This is a genomic window from Cupriavidus sp. 05N39 (genome assembly GCF_056397325.1).
In genome coordinates this window covers 1-17242 of the sequence record NZ_JBFTNE010000012.1, presented here as the reverse complement: position 1 = coordinate 17242, position 17242 = coordinate 1, and the positions used below count along the sequence as shown (strand labels likewise).

The 17242-nt window shown below is 60.3% G+C and carries 16 protein-coding genes and 3 pseudogenes; 12 read left to right on the top strand and 7 right to left on the bottom strand.

Translation table 11 applies throughout. The features are described 5' to 3' along the window. Positions 1-377: pseudogene (locus AC1DN0_RS07945) on the bottom strand (transposase); the annotation flags it as partial. 193 nt (positions 378-570) lie between these two features. Here AC1DN0_RS07945 and AC1DN0_RS07940 point away from each other — a divergent pair. From AC1DN0_RS07940 to AC1DN0_RS07910, 7 genes and pseudogenes are all read left to right on the top strand, one after another. After that, positions 571-1563: a Bug family tripartite tricarboxylate transporter substrate binding protein gene (locus tag AC1DN0_RS07940; RefSeq protein ID WP_441627914.1), complete on the top strand. Its 993-nt coding sequence runs from the start codon at positions 571-573 to the stop codon at positions 1561-1563. 3 nt (positions 1564-1566) lie between these two features. Next, the gene (locus AC1DN0_RS07935; protein ID WP_441627912.1) at positions 1567-1788 is read left to right on the top strand and encodes an alpha/beta hydrolase; all 222 of its coding nucleotides are present in this window, start codon (positions 1567-1569) and stop codon (positions 1786-1788) included. Continuing rightward, complete coding sequence (locus tag AC1DN0_RS07930; RefSeq protein ID WP_441627910.1) at positions 1775-2476, top strand: DsbA family protein; 702 nt, start codon at positions 1775-1777, stop codon at positions 2474-2476. The genes AC1DN0_RS07935 and AC1DN0_RS07930 overlap by 14 nt, the downstream gene beginning before the upstream one ends. Then, positions 2469-2852 (top strand): Rieske (2Fe-2S) protein, encoded by a 384-nt coding sequence (locus AC1DN0_RS07925; protein WP_441627908.1) that lies wholly within the window; start codon positions 2469-2471, stop codon positions 2850-2852. Before AC1DN0_RS07930 ends, AC1DN0_RS07925 begins: the two co-directional genes overlap by 8 nt. Positions 2853-3350: 498 nt before the next feature. After that, positions 3351-4331: a quinone oxidoreductase family protein gene (locus AC1DN0_RS07920; RefSeq protein WP_276289740.1), complete on the top strand. Its 981-nt coding sequence runs from the start codon at positions 3351-3353 to the stop codon at positions 4329-4331. A 633-nt stretch (positions 4332-4964) separates the two neighbouring features. Beyond that, positions 4965-5076: pseudogene (locus AC1DN0_RS07915) on the top strand (IS5/IS1182 family transposase); the annotation flags it as partial. A 19-nt stretch (positions 5077-5095) separates the two neighbouring features. Next, a pseudogene (locus AC1DN0_RS07910) lies at positions 5096-5215 on the top strand (IS5/IS1182 family transposase); the annotation flags it as partial. Here the strand turns inward: AC1DN0_RS07910 and AC1DN0_RS07905 are convergent. Both AC1DN0_RS07905 and glaH read right to left on the bottom strand, forming a co-directional pair. Continuing rightward, complete coding sequence (locus AC1DN0_RS07905) at positions 5170-6405, bottom strand: alpha-hydroxy acid oxidase (protein WP_477145642.1); 1236 nt, start codon at positions 6403-6405, stop codon at positions 5170-5172. The pseudogene AC1DN0_RS07910 and the gene AC1DN0_RS07905 overlap by 46 nt on opposite strands. A 117-nt stretch (positions 6406-6522) precedes the next feature. Continuing rightward, complete coding sequence (glaH, locus tag AC1DN0_RS07900; RefSeq protein WP_477145641.1) at positions 6523-7452, bottom strand: glutarate dioxygenase GlaH; 930 nt, start codon at positions 7450-7452, stop codon at positions 6523-6525. A 51-nt stretch (positions 7453-7503) separates the two neighbouring features. Here glaH and AC1DN0_RS07895 point away from each other — a divergent pair, with 51 nt between their 5' ends. Beyond that, a complete protein-coding gene (locus AC1DN0_RS07895) occupies positions 7504-8457 on the top strand; it encodes a LysR family transcriptional regulator (RefSeq protein ID WP_441627901.1) in 954 nt (317 codons plus the stop codon). A gap of 75 nt (positions 8458-8532) precedes the next feature. Here AC1DN0_RS07895 and AC1DN0_RS07890 read toward each other — a convergent pair whose 3' ends face one another. Then, complete coding sequence (locus tag AC1DN0_RS07890) at positions 8533-9804, bottom strand: MFS transporter (RefSeq protein ID WP_441628023.1); 1272 nt, start codon at positions 9802-9804, stop codon at positions 8533-8535. 208 nt (positions 9805-10012) lie between these two features. Next, positions 10013-10597: a hypothetical protein gene (locus tag AC1DN0_RS07885; RefSeq protein WP_441627899.1), complete on the bottom strand. Its 585-nt coding sequence runs from the start codon at positions 10595-10597 to the stop codon at positions 10013-10015. 155 nt (positions 10598-10752) lie between these two features. On the opposite strand from AC1DN0_RS07885, the gene AC1DN0_RS07880 reads away from it, so the two are divergent. Then, positions 10753-11748: a Bug family tripartite tricarboxylate transporter substrate binding protein gene (locus AC1DN0_RS07880; protein WP_441627897.1), complete on the top strand. Its 996-nt coding sequence runs from the start codon at positions 10753-10755 to the stop codon at positions 11746-11748. Positions 11749-11947: 199 nt separating this feature from the next. Here AC1DN0_RS07880 and AC1DN0_RS07875 read toward each other — a convergent pair whose 3' ends face one another. Beyond that, entirely contained in the window at positions 11948-12508 is a 561-nt protein-coding gene (locus AC1DN0_RS07875) for an RBBP9/YdeN family alpha/beta hydrolase (RefSeq protein ID WP_441627895.1), read from the bottom strand. A gap of 9 nt (positions 12509-12517) precedes the next feature. Further along, positions 12518-13429: a TauD/TfdA dioxygenase family protein gene (locus AC1DN0_RS07870; RefSeq protein ID WP_441627893.1), complete on the bottom strand. Its 912-nt coding sequence runs from the start codon at positions 13427-13429 to the stop codon at positions 12518-12520. Positions 13430-13558: 129 nt separating this feature from the next. Here AC1DN0_RS07870 and AC1DN0_RS07865 point away from each other — a divergent pair, with 129 nt between their 5' ends. The 3 genes from AC1DN0_RS07865 to AC1DN0_RS07855 form a co-directional block, all read left to right on the top strand. Beyond that, positions 13559-14602, top strand: coding sequence for an AraC family transcriptional regulator (locus tag AC1DN0_RS07865; RefSeq protein WP_441627891.1), 1044 nt, complete (start codon positions 13559-13561; stop codon positions 14600-14602). Positions 14603-14764: 162 nt separating this feature from the next. Beyond that, positions 14765-15607, top strand: a complete 843-nt coding sequence (locus AC1DN0_RS07860; RefSeq protein ID WP_441627889.1) for a GntR family transcriptional regulator — start codon at positions 14765-14767, stop codon at positions 15605-15607. 552 nt (positions 15608-16159) lie between these two features. Next, a partial coding sequence (locus AC1DN0_RS07855; RefSeq protein WP_477145640.1) for a porin occupies positions 16160-17242 on the top strand: 1083 nt, incomplete at its 3' end.

Below are 17242 nucleotides of genomic sequence, written 5' to 3'. Positions count from 1 at the left end.
TTAAAACGACTCGGCAGCTGCACCAGGAGCCCGTTTGAAAACTGAAGGATGGGCGACTCTGCGCAGTAGCAGCCCGCCCATTGCGATATAGACCATGGTCTCGGACGCATCAGGACGCCGCTCGTAGTCCCTCCATCCGAAGGTACGCTCCATCACCCAACGCCGGGGTAGCACCGCGAAACCAACCTGATCCTCGTGGCGGCGCACCACCTGCACGACGAAATCGAGCGTCGCGGCTCTATCCATCAAAGTGCGACGATCGTACRCACCATCTGCAAACAGATCCCCAGTCCCGGCCGGCACTTCGTTAGCGTCTCCAGAACCGCCAACGCCCCTGTGCTGTCGGCGATGCCCGCAGGCGTCAAGTTCACCATCAAGCACCACGAGGAGCCGGTGGCAGCGCGTCGCGTGCATCGCACAAATACAATAATGTCGACATTAAATTCTAATGCTGCTATGATCGTGCTCAAGATAGCCTGGGCCGGTAGAAATCGCTTGTTGCGCAGTTGGTTGGTGAGGCAACAACCACCTGGCAAGCTGGGTGATAGTCCAGAAAACATGGGGGAGACGATGTCATTACTGAAAAAGCTGCTCGCAGCGGCGCTGTGCGCCGAGGCAATCATTGCCTTGTGCGCGGCAGGTCCGCTCCAGGCACAGGAAGCCTGGCCCGCGCGCCCGATTCAAATGATCGTGCCGTCGTCTCCCGGATCGGGAACCGACGCGCTGGCGCGGGTCATGGCGCGCCGCCTTTCCGAATCGCTGAAGCAATCTGTGGTCGTGGAGAACCGGCCGGGTGGCAGTGGGGTGATCGGGACGAACGCCGTCCTCAAGGCGGCGCCGGATGGCTACACGATTCTCTACACAACGGCATCCAACATGGTGGTTGCGCCGGCTGTCATCAAGCCCATTTCCCAGGAGGCAAGAAAGAGCCTCGTGCCGATCGCGCAGACTGCGGTGGGTGGGGTGTTGCTGCTGGTGAGCCCGGATCTGCCGGTGCACGACTTGCCTGGACTCATTGCGCTCGTGAAGGCGAATCCGGATAAGTACAGCTATGGCAGCTGGGGCACCGGCTCGTCCGCGCACTTGACGATGGAGTGGCTAAAGAAGCAGACCGGCATGAAGACCGAACACGTCGCATATCGGACCTCCAGTCAACTGCTCACCGAACTATCCTCGGGGGTGCTGAAGATCGGCTGGACCGATCCCAGCGTGGCAGTTCCGTTCCTGCAATCCGGGAAGGTGCGCGGCATTGCGATTGTGGGCAACGTGCGGTCTCCCCAGCTCGCCGACGTCAAAACGATGGGTGAACAGGGTTACAAGTTCAGCACGGTGGGATGGTTCGGCATGTTCGCGCCGGCCGGAACTAGTCCGGCGATCGCGAAGCGGCTGGCCGATGAGGTCAACAAGGTGCAGGCGTTGCCGGAGATCGCGGCCCTGATGAAGAAACTGAACTTCGAGCCGCCTCCTGTAAAGTCCTCCGCGCAGTTGGGCGAGATCGTCCGGAATGATCTGCAAGTCTGGACGAAGATCGCCAACGACGCAGGAATCAGGCTCGAGGAATAAGATGTGCCGTGCGCGGCATTGCGGGCTGCCCCGGACAAAGCCGCCATTCCCGGCCCGATAGCAGCCAGCCGTCCGGATCCCTTGGCCAGCTTCGAGCGGGTCGTTCATTTGGCGGGTGACCGGCGTTCTCGCCTTGTCGATCTTGGTAATGGCGGTCACATCGACCCTGCATCTGGATACGGCCCCTGGCCGGGCGCTAAGGAATTATTGCGTGAATTGCTCTGAACTTTCGGGTGCGGTTCCTGCCGCCACATCGCCGCAAACCCTGCGCGTTGATTTTCACCTTGACCTGATTTGCCCCTGGTGCTGGATTGGATTGCGTAATCTGCGCTCAGCATGGGCAAGCATTCGACAGCAGCATCCTGGGTTGGTGCTGGAGACGATATGGCATGCCAATGCCTTGCTGCCGCAGATTCCTGCGCAAGGCATTCCGTACCAAGAATTCTATGAAGCAAGGCTTGGTGGCCAGCGGGCTGTGGCGATGCGCCGCGCACAGATTCGCGCTGTGGCCGCATCGGTTGATCTATCGTTGAACTTCGAAGCCATTGCGACCTTCCCGAATTCGGCGCTGGCATGTGCCCTGGTCAATGCGGCCCAGTCCAGGCTTGTGCCGGAGTCCATGTACCAGTTGGTAGAGTCCATCTACCGTGCATTCTTCTCCCAGGGGCAAGACATCGGTTCGACCGAGACACTGCAGGCCCTGGCTCAATCGTCAGGGTTCAGTTGGGATGCCAGGGCGTGCTCTCCGCTCCGGTCTTCAATGGGGGCCGGCCATGCAGGAGGGGTTCCTTATCTCGTCTTCAATGGCCAGTGGCCGGTCACTGGCGCAGTTCCAGCAAGCGAGTTGATTCAGATCATGCAGAAAGCCGTGGCGGCCAGGCGTCTGAACTGCGAGTGCAAATCCGATGCCTGATTCTGAATGGATTCTGGTCGGGCCTCCGGAGTCGCTGGCTCCAGGCGCGCGCAAACTGGTCTTGCTGCAAGACGGTCAATCGGCAATCGTGTTCAACCTTGCCGGCCAGTTCTTTGCCATGGAAAACAGTTGCCCGCATGCGGGAGCCTCCATGGCAGGAGGTTCGTGTGTTGAGCACGTTATCAGCTGCCCTGCACACGGCTTGCGATTTGACATTCGCAACGGCCAGTGCACCGCATCTCCGGGCTTGCGTATCCGCACCTATGAAGTCGTCGTGGAGGACAAGCAACTTTGGCTACGCCCGTCAGAATGCTTGAAGGCTGGTCGGGTGCTATTGCCGCGCAGACGTCCGGCCGAGGTGGTTGCAGCCTGCTGATGACTCGCCATCCGGATCGAAGCTGCGGTAGTCGGCGATCCAGTGCTGCCGCGTCAGCGGACCATTGTCATAAAAGGACAAGTTCGAGGCGCGCAAGGTAAAGCGGGAAGTGGCGCCAGGCCAGATGATTCACTCATCGCGAAGGACACTCTGACTTCAACCGGGTAAGCGAGATGCAAATGCACTTCTGGACAACTCTCTTCTGCCTGAAAACCAGCAGCCTCTGGTCATTCAAGCCGCGCCCTACGGACCGCAATGGTTACATCACAAGGCCGATACGCAGCGACGCTTGAACGCCCGGAGCCCAGCAGCAATCCAAGCCGTTCCCGCTTGAGCATCACTGCTAGCCGGGAGAGGCCATAGGTGGCTTTYCCAAGCCGCCCATGGCAAATTTTCTGCAGCCTGACCAACTGTGCCACCAAATTCATTTGTCCTTTGGCGAGTGCAAGCGGCAAGCCGCAGGCGAACTGTCATATTTGATACAGAACAGGAGACAACATGGCAAAAGTCGTTAAATTCTACGAAACGGGTGGGCCCGAGGTCCTTCGTTTCGAGGACGTTGAGGTTGGTGAACCGGGACCGGGAGAGGTCCGCGTCCGCCACGTGGCCGTGGGCCTGAATTTTGCCGATACCTACTTCCGCGGTGGCATTTACCAGGTTCCGCTGCCCAGCGGCGTCGGCAACGAGGCAGCCGGCGTGGTCGAGGCAGTTGGTGCCGGCGTGACCCAGTTGGCGGTCGGCGACCGTGTGACCTACACAGGTTTTATCAACACGCTGGGCGCCTACAGCACTGAGCGGCTGATTTCTGCCGCACTGCTGATCAAACTGCCGGAGGCCATCAGTTGCGAAGCCGCGGCGGCCATGACCATGCGGGGCTTGTCCGCTGCTTACCTGGTGCGTCGGATCTATCCTTTCGTGGCGGGCGAGGCCGTGCTGCTGCATGCCGCAGCGGGCGGTGTTGGCCTGATCGTTTCGCAATGGGCCAAATTGCTCGGGCTGACGGTGATTGGCACGGTTTCGACCGATGCCAAGGCCGAAGTGGCGCGCGCCCACGGCTGCGATCACACGATCAACTACAGCCATGAGGATGTGGCCAAGCGCGTGCGGGAACTGACGGACGGAGTGGGTGTGTCCGTGGTCTTCGACAGCGTGGGCAAGGCCACCTTCATGTCCTCGCTGGACTCCCTCAAGCGCCGCGGGCTGATGGTCTGCGTCGGTACCGCCTCCGGCACGATCCCGCCGTTCGATCCGCAGATTCTGGCCCGCAAGGGCTCGCTGTACCTGACCCGCCCGGGCCTGGCCGATTACATCGCCGATCCGGCCGAGAAGGCGGCACTGGTCGATGAGCTGTTCGGCCACGTGGCGGCAGGCCGCATCCGCATCGAGATCAATCAGCGCTATGCCTTGGAGGACGCCGTGCAGGCGCATCGGGACCTGGAAGCTCGAAAGACCACGGGTTCGTCCATTTTCGAGATTTGAGTGTTCCCGCTTCCTGGGAAACGCGAGCCGTCAGGCTGCATTGGTCGGCGAAGCGTAACCCAGTGATTTGGCAGTCGGGTCAGGTTGTTCAGGACCCGCTGTCGGCAGCGTTCTTCGTTGTACGCGGCCTCGGGATCCACATGTCCCACGCCATGGCCCTGTGTGTCGCAGAAGAGCGCCGCGATCTCATTAACGGTGGCGGTAGCGGTGATAGCGATCGCCTTGGCGTCGCCGATCCGCGCCGACCGCCGTCGGTAAAAGTCGCTCGGCGTGGTATCCGGCTCGCCGAATGCGACGGCAACAAGATGCCGCGCGGCAGAGGCCTTGCTGGGCGAGCGGCGCGTCTTTGACGGCAGTATCTTGCCGACAGAGATCATGTTGCCCGGAACCAGGCATAGCCACGATGTGAATGCCGCCTCCCCCCTGAATGCACGTACGGCTTCCGATCATCTGCCTGCGATCTGCACCCTTCAATTCCGAATGACTCTGCGCGGCGTGAGTGCGCCGGTTTGGGCACGCGTGCTCAACCCCGATCACATGACGCCGGGAAAGTGCCGATCAAATCGGTGCGCGAGTCGTCGCGACATCGGCTGAGCGCGTTGTCATGAGCATGTGTAAAAGTCAGGTACGGGAATGAAGCGTCAAATCAGTTTTGCGGAAGCGTAAGGGCAGGTTAACGCGCCGGCAGCACTTCCTGGCGGCGATGAAAAGCGTTGTGCCGTGGCAGCGGCCGATAGCGGCGCTCTAGCCAAACTACCCCAGGGGCCGACGAGTCGGACGTATCGCAGGCGCAGGCATTGCCGCATGGCCACGAGGACCATGCGTTTGGCGATGCGGGCTACACGGGAGTAGAGAAGCGCGATGCAATTCGGCGGGTTCTGTGGCCCTGGACGATGACGCTATTGTTCACGTCCGCGATGGTCGTCGCGCCCAGCATGGCCATATTTCGGTCGACCTCATCGCGCAGGAGCGTTATGGCGTGGCGAACGCCCTCGGCTCCCCCAACGGCCGCAGCGTAAACAAAAGGTCGCCCCAGGAAGACAAAGCGGGCTCCCAGTGCCAACGCTTTCAGAACATCACCGCCTCGCCGGATACCGCTGTCCATCATGACGGTTGTCTTGTGCGCGACTGCCTCACAAATCTCCGGCAATACAGCAAGCGGTTCCACGGCACCGTCCAATTGGCGCCCGCCGTGATTCGAGACAATGATGCCGTCGGCGCCCAAGGCGACAGCGCGTGCGGCGTCGGACGTATGCAAAATGCCCTTGATGACCAGGTTGCCGCGCCATCTTTGCCGGATTCGCTCGATATCCGTCCAGCTCAGGTGATCGCGTCCCGTCGTATCGCGAATGGCGGAGGCCGACAGGATCGGCGCGCCGCGAGACGCAAAAGAATTCTCAAAATGCGGCATCCCACTCGAAACGAGGGTTCTGGCGAACGTCCCGGCCAGCCAACGCGGCCGAGACACGCCATCGAATGCCAGGCGGACAGATGGTCGCAAAGGCAAAGAGAAGCCAGTACGGACGTTATTCTCCCGGTTGGCCCAAACGGGAATATCAACCGTAAGGACAAGCGTAGCGAACCCGGCCGCTTCAATCCGCTCAATCAGGGCATCCCTGCGCGCGGCGTCACCTGGCAGGTAGGCCTGAAACCACGTACCTGGCGCGGCCGCCTGAACGGCTTCCATCGGAATCAAGGACGTGCCGCTCATGATTGCGGGTATCCGCTCTTCCCGCGCCGTTTGCGCGAGGACCACATCGCCGCGGTAAGCGGCAATCGCACTGATTCCAACGGGCGCCACGCCAAAGGGAGACGCGTAACGTTGCCCAAAGATCTCAGTCGCTTGCGACCGTCCCGACACGTCGACAAGAACTTTGGGACGAAACTTGACCTCGTCGAATGCCGTCCTGTTCGCGRCAAGCGACTTTTCATCCTCCGCGGCACCGGCGATGTAGCCAAAGATCGGGCGCGGAAGCACTCTCTTTGCCGCGACTTCAAAATCGGCAAGCGAGAGGATCGGCCGCAGTCGTCTATGAATCTGACGGTTGGCGCCATAGGCAGGCTTGGCGGGCATTCCAGCGCTCGGAACGGCTTGGCTTTCTGCAACTTCTGTTTGAGATGTCATCTTGATTTGAAGCGTCTATCAGGCCCAACCGCTGTCACTATCAGCCACGCCGGATCACATCGATCATTAGGCGAACGTGCCTCGCTGGCGCATCAGCTCACGGAACAGCGCCTCGTTCTTCTCGAACGGCGCACGCCCGTGGAGGTAGAAGTAGTTGTTCAGGACAACCAGATCGCCGACGGGTAGCGACACTTCCTTTGTTCCCGGCGAAGCCTCCATGGAAGTCGACAGGTCGTTGAGAAATGCAGCCTCCTCGCGATTGCGAGGCTGTACAAACTGATCGATGAAGGACATCGACAACCCAAACTCATTCTGGAAGAAGAGTGGGCGCTCGACWCTATCGCCGACATTCTTGGACCCCGGTGCCTTGTAGAGGAAAGGCTGCGTCCCGAGACGGTGACTGACAAACCGGTCACGCGCCTCCCAATCGTCCAGATGCAGGAATCGGGACTCGCCGCCGATTGCATTCTGTTCTGCAAACTTCATCATCAACAGCCAGTCCGTCGCTTCGGTAACGAAGGTGCCATCGGTGTGCATCGTGAAGAGTCGATAGGCTTGGCGCAAATAGGAGTCGCTATCGTCCGTGTGCTTGACCACGAAGCGAGCATAGTAATTGCCCGACATCGCATCGTGGTTGCTGGGACCAAGGAGGTGCCCAATGGCAGTGCCGAAGCGAACGAAATCGTCGGCGTCCGTCGTCAGTCCCTGGAGGCCTACCGTAAAGCCACCATGCTGCCGATCCTTCACAATGCCGTTGATGGTTGTAGCGAAGTCCTCGCCGACGTGCTTCGCGAGTACATCCGCGAGCTCGTAGCGCATGAAGGGGACATACTCGAGGTTCTGAACATCGACCTTGCGTACGTCGTGCAGGAACCCAAGAAGGGCCTCGCGCTCAACGGTCACATGCAGGATGCGATGGTGATCTGCGTGGGCAGATAATTGGAAACGGGGCTCGTCATTGCTGGCAAGCACTGCGGCAGGAAACGGGGCATTCATCGATAGCTCTCCGGGATGTTGTATGGCGCTATTTCATCTGGATTCTTTGATATGATCCAGATGGAAGACAGTAATCTTTGTTCCGAAATCGAGATTAAAACGATGATTGACGTTCGCCAGTTGCAGTGTTTCCTCGCCGTGGCGGAAGAGCTTCACTTTGCGAAGGCGGCAGATCGCCTGGGTGTCGCCCAATCAGGGCTCAGCACCCAGATCCAGCGCCTTGAACAAGATTTGGGGGTCACGCTCTTGAATCGCAACAAAAGGAAGCCGGTGTCACTTACCGACGCGGGGCACCTGTTCCATGCCGAGGCTGTGGCGGCGTTGCGGCACATTGAGCGAGCCGACCAGGTGGGACGCTTGGCTGCCCGAGGGCTGGCTGGCGTCATCCGTGTCGGCTATGTGGCATCTGGCGTAAGCAGCGGCCTTTTGTCCATGATGCTGAGCGAGTTTCGGAAATCACACGAGATGGTCCGGATCGAAGTCGTGCCAATGGAAACGCCAAGGCAGCTCGAAGCGCTCAGCGATGGCCAGATCGATGTGGGAATTGTCAGGCCAAGACGGCTCTATCCGGCCGGCGTCATCACGAAAGTCATACAGACTGAACGCCTGCTGGCCGCAATGACAGGAAGTCATCCCCTTGCAAAGCGAGGGACGGTTTCAGCGCGCGCGCTAGCAGATCAGTCCTTTATCGTCCCGCAGTTTGCGGACGAGGAAGGATTCGGGTCTGCGTTATCCGCCCTGGGCAAAGCCGGGGGGTTCACGCCTCATCTGGAATATCGCGTCCAGGATTTCATCTCCGCGATTTGCCTCGCGTCCGCGGGATACGGAGTGGCCATAGTGCCTGAGTCAATGCAGAACTTCTCCCAGCCAGGTATCTTTTACACGCAGATCGCCGACTTTAAATTCTCAGTGCACCTGGCGCTAGCTCACAGGCGTCGGGAAATATCCCCGGCGGTACGGGCATTCGTGCAACTCGGAACCGAGATATTCAATGGCCGTGCCTGAATCGATCAACGGGATCCTGCATCGTCCCCGCGATGGAGGATCGTGGGGACGATGGGTTGGGTGCCGGCAGCGCGCTCAGCCGCGTCGCGTTTCCGCGACGTAACACCATCTGCCAATGAGGAACACGGTGAAGGGCAGAACTGCCGCGAGCGGTAGCCAGCGCAAGGCGACTTGAAGACCGACCGCGTCCGCTACCATACCGGTGATAAAGGGGCCTGCTGCGAGTCCCAATATATTGTTAAACAACGTCAGTGTGGCAAATGCCGAGCCATGAATAGCTGGCGGTGTGGCTCCGGCAATGATCGCGCTGCATGTGCCGAACGAGCTCGCAAGGAAGAACACGCCGGGCGCAAGGAGCGCGAGTTGCAGATTACCTTGTGGCAAGCGGAACGCAATCGCCAGCAGAGTGCCTAGCACGAGGCAATAGCCAATGGCCATGTTCCACCGCTTGAGCGACGAATCCCCGCTGATCCGATCGGTCATCACACCGCACATGAGTTGGCCCAGGCCGCTGACAAGGACGAGCCCGGCCGCCAGTACGGCCGCCTGGCTGACAGGCATGCCCCAGTAGCGATTCAGGTAGCTGGGCAGCCACACGAAAAGCGTACCCTGAACGAAGATCTGCAGGGCGCAGCCGAGGTACGCGCAAAAGACGGAACGGGACGGAAACAGGCCGGAGAAAAGCGCACGCGGTGTCAGTTTCACATGCCCGTATACCTGAGTTCCGTTCGCATTGTCCGGTTGCGCGCTTGCAAGCTTTTCTTCCGTGACCACGAAGTAATAAATGATCACCAGCACAAAGCCAATGATCGCCATCAGACCCATCGACCAGCGCCAGCCAAAGTGCGTCGCAATGATGCCGGAAAGCGAAACACCGAGCACGGACCCAAAAGCGGCGGCAGACGTAAAGCCTCCGGCAATGGTGGACCGCATATGCTTTGGAAAGACGCTAACGAGCATAGCGAATCCGACACTGCCGTAGGCAGCCTCGCCGACACCAACGAACAAGCGCGCGACGAACATCTCGTGGTAGGTGCTGGCAATGGCGCACCCGAGCGTGGCAACACTCCACACCGCAACCATCAGCGCAATGCTTTTGACTCGTCCCCAGCGGTCCGCGATTATGGAAAATGGGAGGGTCAGCACGCCAACCGCCAACGGCACCACGCTGCTAATCGAACCGAGCTGTGTATCGGAAATCTGCCACTGCACTTTCAAGAGTGGAAACAAGGCATTGATCGCCTGCCGCGACATGTAGTCGGACAGTAACAGGCAAAACATCAATGCAAACACGACCCACGCGTAGGGTCGGGCACCAGTGGGAGCCGCAGCCGGCTCAGCCGGCATCGCGTTACTCGTACATGGGTTCAATTCTGTCTCCTCTAGTGATTCTCGAAACTGATGGCTATTGGTGCGGCCTGCTGTCGTGTGGGCGGTGTGAAGCAAGGCCTTCGGGCCAGGGCGGCAGTGGTGGCTGCTGGCCATCAGCATCGCCGGGCGCTTTGCCGGGCGCTTTCTTTGTGTCGCCGTGCGCGCTTTGGAATTCGACGCTCGATCAGTCAAGGCCCACGAACACGGTGGCATCACGTTCGACGACACGATCCTCGGTAAGGACTTCTCGCACCGGATCATCTAGCCTGGCGCTACTTCCCGCTTTACCTTGCACGCCGTGAACTTGGCCATTTACGACAGTAATTCGCCGACGCAGGGAGCACTGGATCACCATAAGGGCCAGATTCGGCACACCTCGAGGAGTCGGTTGGTACCCGTAGCGCATCAGATCTGCAAGGCGCCATGCCTGGTGACCATGGAAGCCCTTCCAGAAGAGAAGAAACCGGTTGTTCTGCGACACCGTGGCGGGGCCAGCGCTTCGGCCAACCCGCACTCCCTGGTGGACACCGCCAAGGCCAACGGCATCGATACATACCCGTATCCCGTTGCCCTGTTCAATGCGCTCCCGTTGGCCGCGTGTGTCGACGACGACGGGGCCTTGCAGCCATGGAACCTCAAGACCTTGATCCCTGCACGGCTGATACTGGCAGCGCTCGCAAGAGACGTCTTCGAAAGTGCGCTCGCTATGTCTTGCTAGGGTTTTCCCGCTGTTTGCGCGAAATGGCAAAAACTTGTCGTAATCGGTCAAGCCGGTTGACCCGGTGCGATCCGAGAATGGACAAAGGGTGAATGTATCGCAAAGCCTGCCACAGGATCGCCGGCCTGAAGGTTTAGTGCGGCATCGAGGTCATCGGCGACAGACCTTTCCAAACACGCAAAGCGTAGCAATCAAAAGGTATAGACATGAAGAAGCAGACCAATAACTTCCGGTGGCGCGGTTACGCCTTGGCGATCGGTGTTGGTGTCGCCGGTGGGATCCCCATGGCCCAGGCCCAGGAGGCTTGGCCCAGCAAGCCGATTCGTCTGGTGGTGGCGGGGCCTGCCGGCGGCAGTGCCGACGCGTTGGCGCGACTGCTGGCGGAAGGGCTGCAGAAGACATTGAGCAAGCCGGTCATCGTAGAGAACAAGCCCGGTGCCGCCGGCGCGCTGGCGATCAGCGATTTGCAGTCCAACGGCAAGGATGGCCATACTCTCCTGGTCATCCAGGGCGGCGTCGTGAGCGAAGCGCCGTTGGCCTACAAGGTCCACTACAACCCCTTTGCGGACCTGAAGCCCCTGGCCCAGATCAGTCGCACGGGGTTGGTGCTGGTTGCCAACAAGGATGTGCCCGTCTCCAACCTGAAGCAGTTGGTGGACTACGGCAAATCGCAAAAAGACGGACTCGTCTTCGCTTCTTACGCTGCGGGACTGAAGGGCCACACCTCGGGCATGCTGCTCGGGCAACTCACGCATGTGCAAATGCGGCATGTGGGCTACAAGGGCTCTCCCCCGGCATTGAACGACCTGATGGGCGGCCATGTGCCCCTGATGTTCGATGGCGTGACGACCTCATTGCCGCTGATCAAGGCCGGAAAGATCAAAGCGATTGCGCTGAACTATCCGACGCGGATTGCCGGATTGCCGGATGTGCCGACTTTCAAGGAGCTCGGTTACCCACAACTGGCGGAAGCAGGCTGGTTCGCCGTGTGGTCCCGCCCGGATGTCGCTCCGGCAGTCCAGCGAAAAATCCGCGAGGCGACGCTGGCGTATTTCAAGCAACCCGCAGTGCAGAATCGCGTCAAGGACATGGGCATGGAGCAGGGCGGGGGCGCCACCTCGGAAGAGTTGATGGCGGACCTGAAGCAGGCGTACCAGCAACAGTCCGCGCTGCTGAAGTCCATTAACTACCAGCCAGAATAATAGGAAATATCCGGTGCAGCGGTAGTAGCCCGGCCGCGCAACTGGCCGGCTGGGTTACTACCGTTCCGGCGCGGCCGTCAGGTAAGCATACGGATCGTGGTCATTGAATCTGTCCGGTCGTCCCTGGCGGCACTGTCGTTTTCAAATTCCGCAGTCCGGGTCCTTTTTTCCCGGCCGATGGCACTCGGCCGTGTTTCGGTCACGAGAGTTCGCGAATGAACGCTTCGGCCTGCGGCCACTCGCCATAGCCTGACGCGGGATTCAGATGCCCGACCTCGCCGAGTTCGACGAAGCGACTGCCCCACGCCTGCGCCAGGTCACGGGCGCGATCGAGACGCGTCAGGGGATCGTTGCTGCTTGCCGCAACAATGCTCGGAAACGGCAATTTGCCGCGAGGGATCGGCAGCCAGCCGTGGTCGCTCAGTGTGTCGGTTGTCGGGTAGCCTGCCGGCATGGGCGTCTCGAGGTCCGCGGGCGCTGCAAGCAGTGCGCCGAGGATCTCGGGTGTGGCGCCTCGTGCCGCCCAATGGGCGACCATCATCGCGCCTGCGCTGTGCGCCACGATGATCACCGGCCCCTCGATGGTGGCTAGCGCGCGATCGATCGCGTCGACGCGGGCAGCGCAGCTCAGCTTGTCTTGCTCAAGCGGGGCGACGCTGACCACGCCAGGCAGTTTCGCCGCCAGCAGGGTCTGCCAGTGTTCCGGCACATGGTCACGCAAGCCTGGGACGATGAGAACGGTCGTTTTCGTAGAGGCCACGTCGATCTTTCAGTAAGGCGCGTCACCGATGATGGCGGTGCGCTCCATCTTTCGGTGACACGGGGGGTAATCCATCACTGCGTAGTGTTGGGTTGAGCGGTTGTCCCAGAACACAACACTGTTTTTCTTCCAACGAAAACGCACCTGGTATTCGGGGATGGTGGCCTGGCTGACCAGGTAGTTAAGCAAATTACTGGCACCCGGCGCCTTGTCTAGCCCGTAGCGGACGTTGGCCGGCACGTTGTAATTTGTGAAGTGCGTCGTAAAACTCCCGTTGACGAACAGGACTTTCTCTCCGGTTTCGGGATGAATGCGCACCACCGGGTGCTCGGCGTCCGGGTACTGAGCCTTCAGTGCAAGACGTTTTTCGATCGGCATCGCGGCGCCGAAGCTTGCCTCGATGCTGTGGCGCGCGCGCAATGAGGCGATCTTCGTCTTGATATCCTCGGGCAACTGGTTGTAGGCCTCGACCATGTTGACCCACATCGTGTCGCCACCCACAGGCGGGCATTCGATACAGCGCAGCACGCAGCCCAACGGAGGCTTTTCGCGCCAGGTGGCATCGGTATGCCAGGAATTCTCGTTGCGTTCGGGAGGGCTGTCCGGGGTTTTGTAGATCTGAACCAGTCCGGGGTAATCGGGATGGCTGCCCACCACAGGATGGTCCTCCAGCTCGCCAAAGCGGCGCGCAAAGGCCACGTGCTGCGCGCGAGTGATGTCCTGGTCGCGGAAGAACAGCACGCGATACTTTAAGAGCAGGGCCCGGATTTCGGCCATCAGTTGGTCGTCTTCGGCAGCCGCGCCCAGGTTGACGTTGCCGAGCTCCGCACCGATCGTGCAAGTGACTGGCTCGACCTGGATCGAGTTGCCCAGAGAGGTTGCGCGGACCGCTGCGGGTGCCGCATTGAGGCGTTGAATCATGAACGTTTGTCTCCCATTGCCGATTATGCCCTTCGATCCTGGCGAGTTTGGGCGTCGCGGGTTTCTCCCGCTTGACAATACATGACAGGCATTTATCATTCTATGTCACCCTCCTACGTCAGTTCCCCGATGTCGTTACTTGTCCGCGCCGCGGCCCTCACGAACTACAGCGAGGTCGCTCGTGCCGCCGGGCTGGATCCGGTGCGAATGCTCTTTGACGCAGGGATAAGTCCGAGCGTACTGCGCGAGCCGGACCTCATGATTCCAGTCGAGCGTTTTGGACGTCTGCTCCAGGCGTCCGCGACCATGTCAGGCAACGAGAGTTTCGGGCTGTGCATGGCCGAGTCGCGCCTATTGTCCAATCTTGGGGCGGTAGGATTGCTGATCCGCGACCAGGCAACGCTGCGCGACTCGCTTGGCATGCTGATGCGCTACCAGGCGATGCTCAATGGTGCGCTGTCGCTGGCGGTCGAGGAATGCGGAGGACTGGTCATTATTCGCGAGGCGGTAATGGCTGGCAACGCACATCAGCCAACACGCCAAAGGGTTGAACTGGCGCTAGGGGTAATGGTGCGGTTGATACGCCAGCTCCTCAAGCCCGACTGGGAGCCGCGGCGCGTATGCTTCGAGCACCCGGCGCCGCGCGACCTTAGTGCACACCAACGGTTTTTTGGCCCTCACGTCGAGTTCGACTACGACTTCAACTGCATCGTCTGCGCGAAGGCCGATCTCGATGCACGCAACCCGTCGGCCGATCCGGCCATGGTGCGCTACGCGCAGCAGTTGATAGACGCGTCCGCCATGCCGCAGCAGGCGACCATGCTTGAGGACGTGCGTCGCACGATCCTTCTGCTGTTGCCCAGTGGGCGCTGCAGCATCGAACAGGTGGCCGAGCACCTGGGCGTGGTGTGCCGCACGGTCCAGCGCCGGCTGGCGGAACAGGGGCGGAGCTTCTCGTCGATCGTTAACGACATCCGCACGGAACTCGCGGCGCGTCACGTCATCGAGAGCGATCGTCCGTTGACCGAGGTGGCGACCCTGCTAGGTTTTTCCGCGCCAAGCGGATTCTCGCGCTGGTATCACGCGCAATTCGGTTGCAGCCCCAAGGAGAGCCGGGCCGCAAGCGGCACCGTGCGCCGACAGACAGCACCTCCGCCGGCGAGCAGGGCATAAGCCTTCAAAAGGCCAGGGCATACGGACGCTCCTTGCGCTGGATCGCGGAGATCTTCCGTCTGGCCAGCGCGTCGCGCCGGATCGAGGACCGGGGAAGGATAGAATACCGAAGTTACGCAGCAGCCATGCGGCGTCCAGGACAGTACACCGGTATTCGAAACCATGAGCAGAAGTAAGACTGAAAACCTCCCGGATCTCTCTAGCCTCCTCACGCCAAAAAATCAGCTGATGCTGGCAGTTGAGCACGCTGTGCTAAGAGGGCAGGACTGGGCACGCGCATCCGCGCCCATTGCTGAACAGATCGCCGCCAGACTGGCGGGCGTGATCACGCTCGATCTAATCCGGTCGGGTCAGCGCCTGCTTGAGAAAGACATTAGCGAAGTGCTGCATGTAAGCCGCGCGCCAGTCAGGGAGGCTATGCGCATCCTCGAACGAGACCGGCTGGTCGAGTTTCAGGCCAGGCGCGGTGCCATCGTCACCGCGCCCGGCGAGATGGAGCTTCGCGATATCTTTAAGGTTCGAGCAGTACTCTACGTTACGATGCTGGAGCAGGTTATGCGCGAGAACTCGGACGGGCTCCAGGACGTCCTCGACGAGCGCATGCCGAAGCTTGCCAAGGCAGCGGAGGAGTCGGTCGACGCCTATGCTGTCGAGAGCTTTCTGCTGAACTTTGCGATTGTCGATTTGTGTGCCAACAGATTGCTGGTTGACATGCTGCAATCCATATCGCTTCGCACGTTGCGCTACGCTCGCCTTGGACTATCTGCCGCTCCGCAATCCATTCCTGCTTCGTTGAAGACCTGGCGTGCGCTTCAAAACGCGGCGCAGAAGCGTGACGAGAAGTTGCTGCTCTCCGTTGCCCAGAAGCGGCTGGATGAGGCGAGGGATGCCGCGCTGCGTGCTCTCAAGATGAAGCCCGGCGTTCCGGTAGTCTCAAAGGACGACAAAGGCCCGGCCACGCGGGAGCAGACTGCGCAAACAGCCAGGCGGCGCAAGGCTGCCTAGTTGCACCTACGCGGGCCATCAGGGTTACTGGTTTGATGCCTGCGGTACGCAGTTCCTTCTGTTGATGCTTCGTGCCGGTGGCGGCCACCCCGGTAGCTACGCGAAGCAGCACTGTCAAGCATTACCCGCGGGGCGACGACGGCGTGGAGCGACGGCGCTTGCCTGGCTTCACCGTCGTCTACGGCTCTCTCCACCCTCGCGATGCTGCAATCATCCACACGGGGTGGCACTTCATCAAAGCTGTCGGCTCGCCTCGTCAGGTTGAGGCCGCCTCGCGCCCCATCTGCTGTTCTCACCATTCTTGTGCGTCGACGCATCGGTCCGGAAACCAATGGCTGGCTTGCCGCGCTCAAATTTATTGTTGTCGACAATAATATATCTGGTGTACAGTCCATGGACTCAAGGAACTGACCGAGCCACCGATTTGTCTGTGCGGTTGCTGTTGAGGGAAGCCCTAGGTAACTCGGGGCGTTCTTCGCCATGGCCACGACACGCGTGGCTGATGGCATCGTTTGTGACAGGCGAAAAAAATAACCTAAAGGAGAGGAGGCAATGGGATCATTGAGAAAGCTGAGCAAGCTTAATCACGCACTCATCGCTGCGGGCGCAATCTGCACCGGCGGCGCACACGCACAGAGCAGCGTGACGCTATATGGCGTGGCGGATATAAACGTTGAGTTCGCCAATCATGTCGGCGCCGTTCCCACCGCTGCCAACAAGTTCAATGCGGGCCCGTCCAACAATGTCTACCGCATGGATTCCGGCGGCCTGTCCGGTTCGCGTTGGGGCTTGCGCGGCGTGGAAGATCTGGGCAACGGCGTGAAATCCGTTTTCGTACTGGAGAGTGGCTTTAACCTGGATACCGGCACGTCGCAGCAAGGCGGCCGCCTGTTCGGTCGACAGGCCTACGTTGGCATCCAAAGCACGCAGTTTGGCCAGGTGACCTTCGGCCGTCAGTACACTTCGATGTTCGAGAGCATCGCGAACTTCGTGCCGGCAGCCTTTGCCACCCAGTATGAACCGATCGTGATGTTGACAGGTGCGAACTTCCGCGAGGACAACACCATCAAGTACTCCGGCCGGTTCGGCTCGGTCTCTGCACTGGCACACTGGTCCTTCGGTACCGGCCTGGCATTGCCGACGACGGTGGCCAACGGCCCATTGCTCGGCGGCAACGGCGAAGTGCCGGGCCAGTTCCGCCGCGACACCGCCTATGGCGCAGGGTTGACCTATATCTCTGGCCCTGTCGGTGTGGCCGTTGCGTACGACCAGTTCAATCCAACCATTTCCAACCCGTTAACAGCTGTTGCCCTCGGCAGCGGCAGCTTCAAGAAGGCGACGGTCGCGGCAAGCTATGCGTTCGGCGCGGCAAAGATCATGGGCGGCTACCGCTGGGGTCAGAACAAGGACCAGAATGGCAGCCTGATCGAGCGCGACGACTTCTACTGGATCGGCGCCAACTACCAGGTGACGCCGGCGCTTGGCCTGACGCTTGAGTACAACTACGACAACGTCAAGAGCTTCTTCGCCAACAAGTCGGTGCCGAACCCATGGCAAGTTGCCTTTATCGCGGACTACACGCTTTCCAAGCGGACTGATGTCTACCTGACCACGGCATATTCAAAGAATGCGGGT

What these genes read in the sequence shown, in the direction of transcription:
- AC1DN0_RS07940 (WP_441627914.1), top strand. Translation starts at nt 571, where the DNA reads ATGTCATTACTGAAAAAGCTGCTCGCAGCGGCGCTGTGCGCCGAGGCA.
- AC1DN0_RS07925 (WP_441627908.1), top strand. Translation starts at nt 2,469, where the DNA reads ATGCCTGATTCTGAATGGATTCTGGTCGGGCCTCCGGAGTCGCTGGCT.
- AC1DN0_RS07920 (WP_276289740.1), top strand. Translation starts at nt 3,351, where the DNA reads ATGGCAAAAGTCGTTAAATTCTACGAAACGGGTGGGCCCGAGGTCCTT.
- AC1DN0_RS07895 (WP_441627901.1), top strand. Translation starts at nt 7,504, where the DNA reads ATGATCCAGATGGAAGACAGTAATCTTTGTTCCGAAATCGAGATTAAA.
- AC1DN0_RS07890 (WP_441628023.1), bottom strand. Translation starts at nt 9,804, where the DNA reads ATGCCGGCTGAGCCGGCTGCGGCTCCCACTGGTGCCCGACCCTACGCG.
- AC1DN0_RS07880 (WP_441627897.1), top strand. Translation starts at nt 10,753, where the DNA reads ATGAAGAAGCAGACCAATAACTTCCGGTGGCGCGGTTACGCCTTGGCG.
- AC1DN0_RS07870 (WP_441627893.1), bottom strand. Translation starts at nt 13,429, where the DNA reads ATGATTCAACGCCTCAATGCGGCACCCGCAGCGGTCCGCGCAACCTCT.
- AC1DN0_RS07865 (WP_441627891.1), top strand. Translation starts at nt 13,559, where the DNA reads ATGTCGTTACTTGTCCGCGCCGCGGCCCTCACGAACTACAGCGAGGTC.
- AC1DN0_RS07860 (WP_441627889.1), top strand. Translation starts at nt 14,765, where the DNA reads ATGAGCAGAAGTAAGACTGAAAACCTCCCGGATCTCTCTAGCCTCCTC.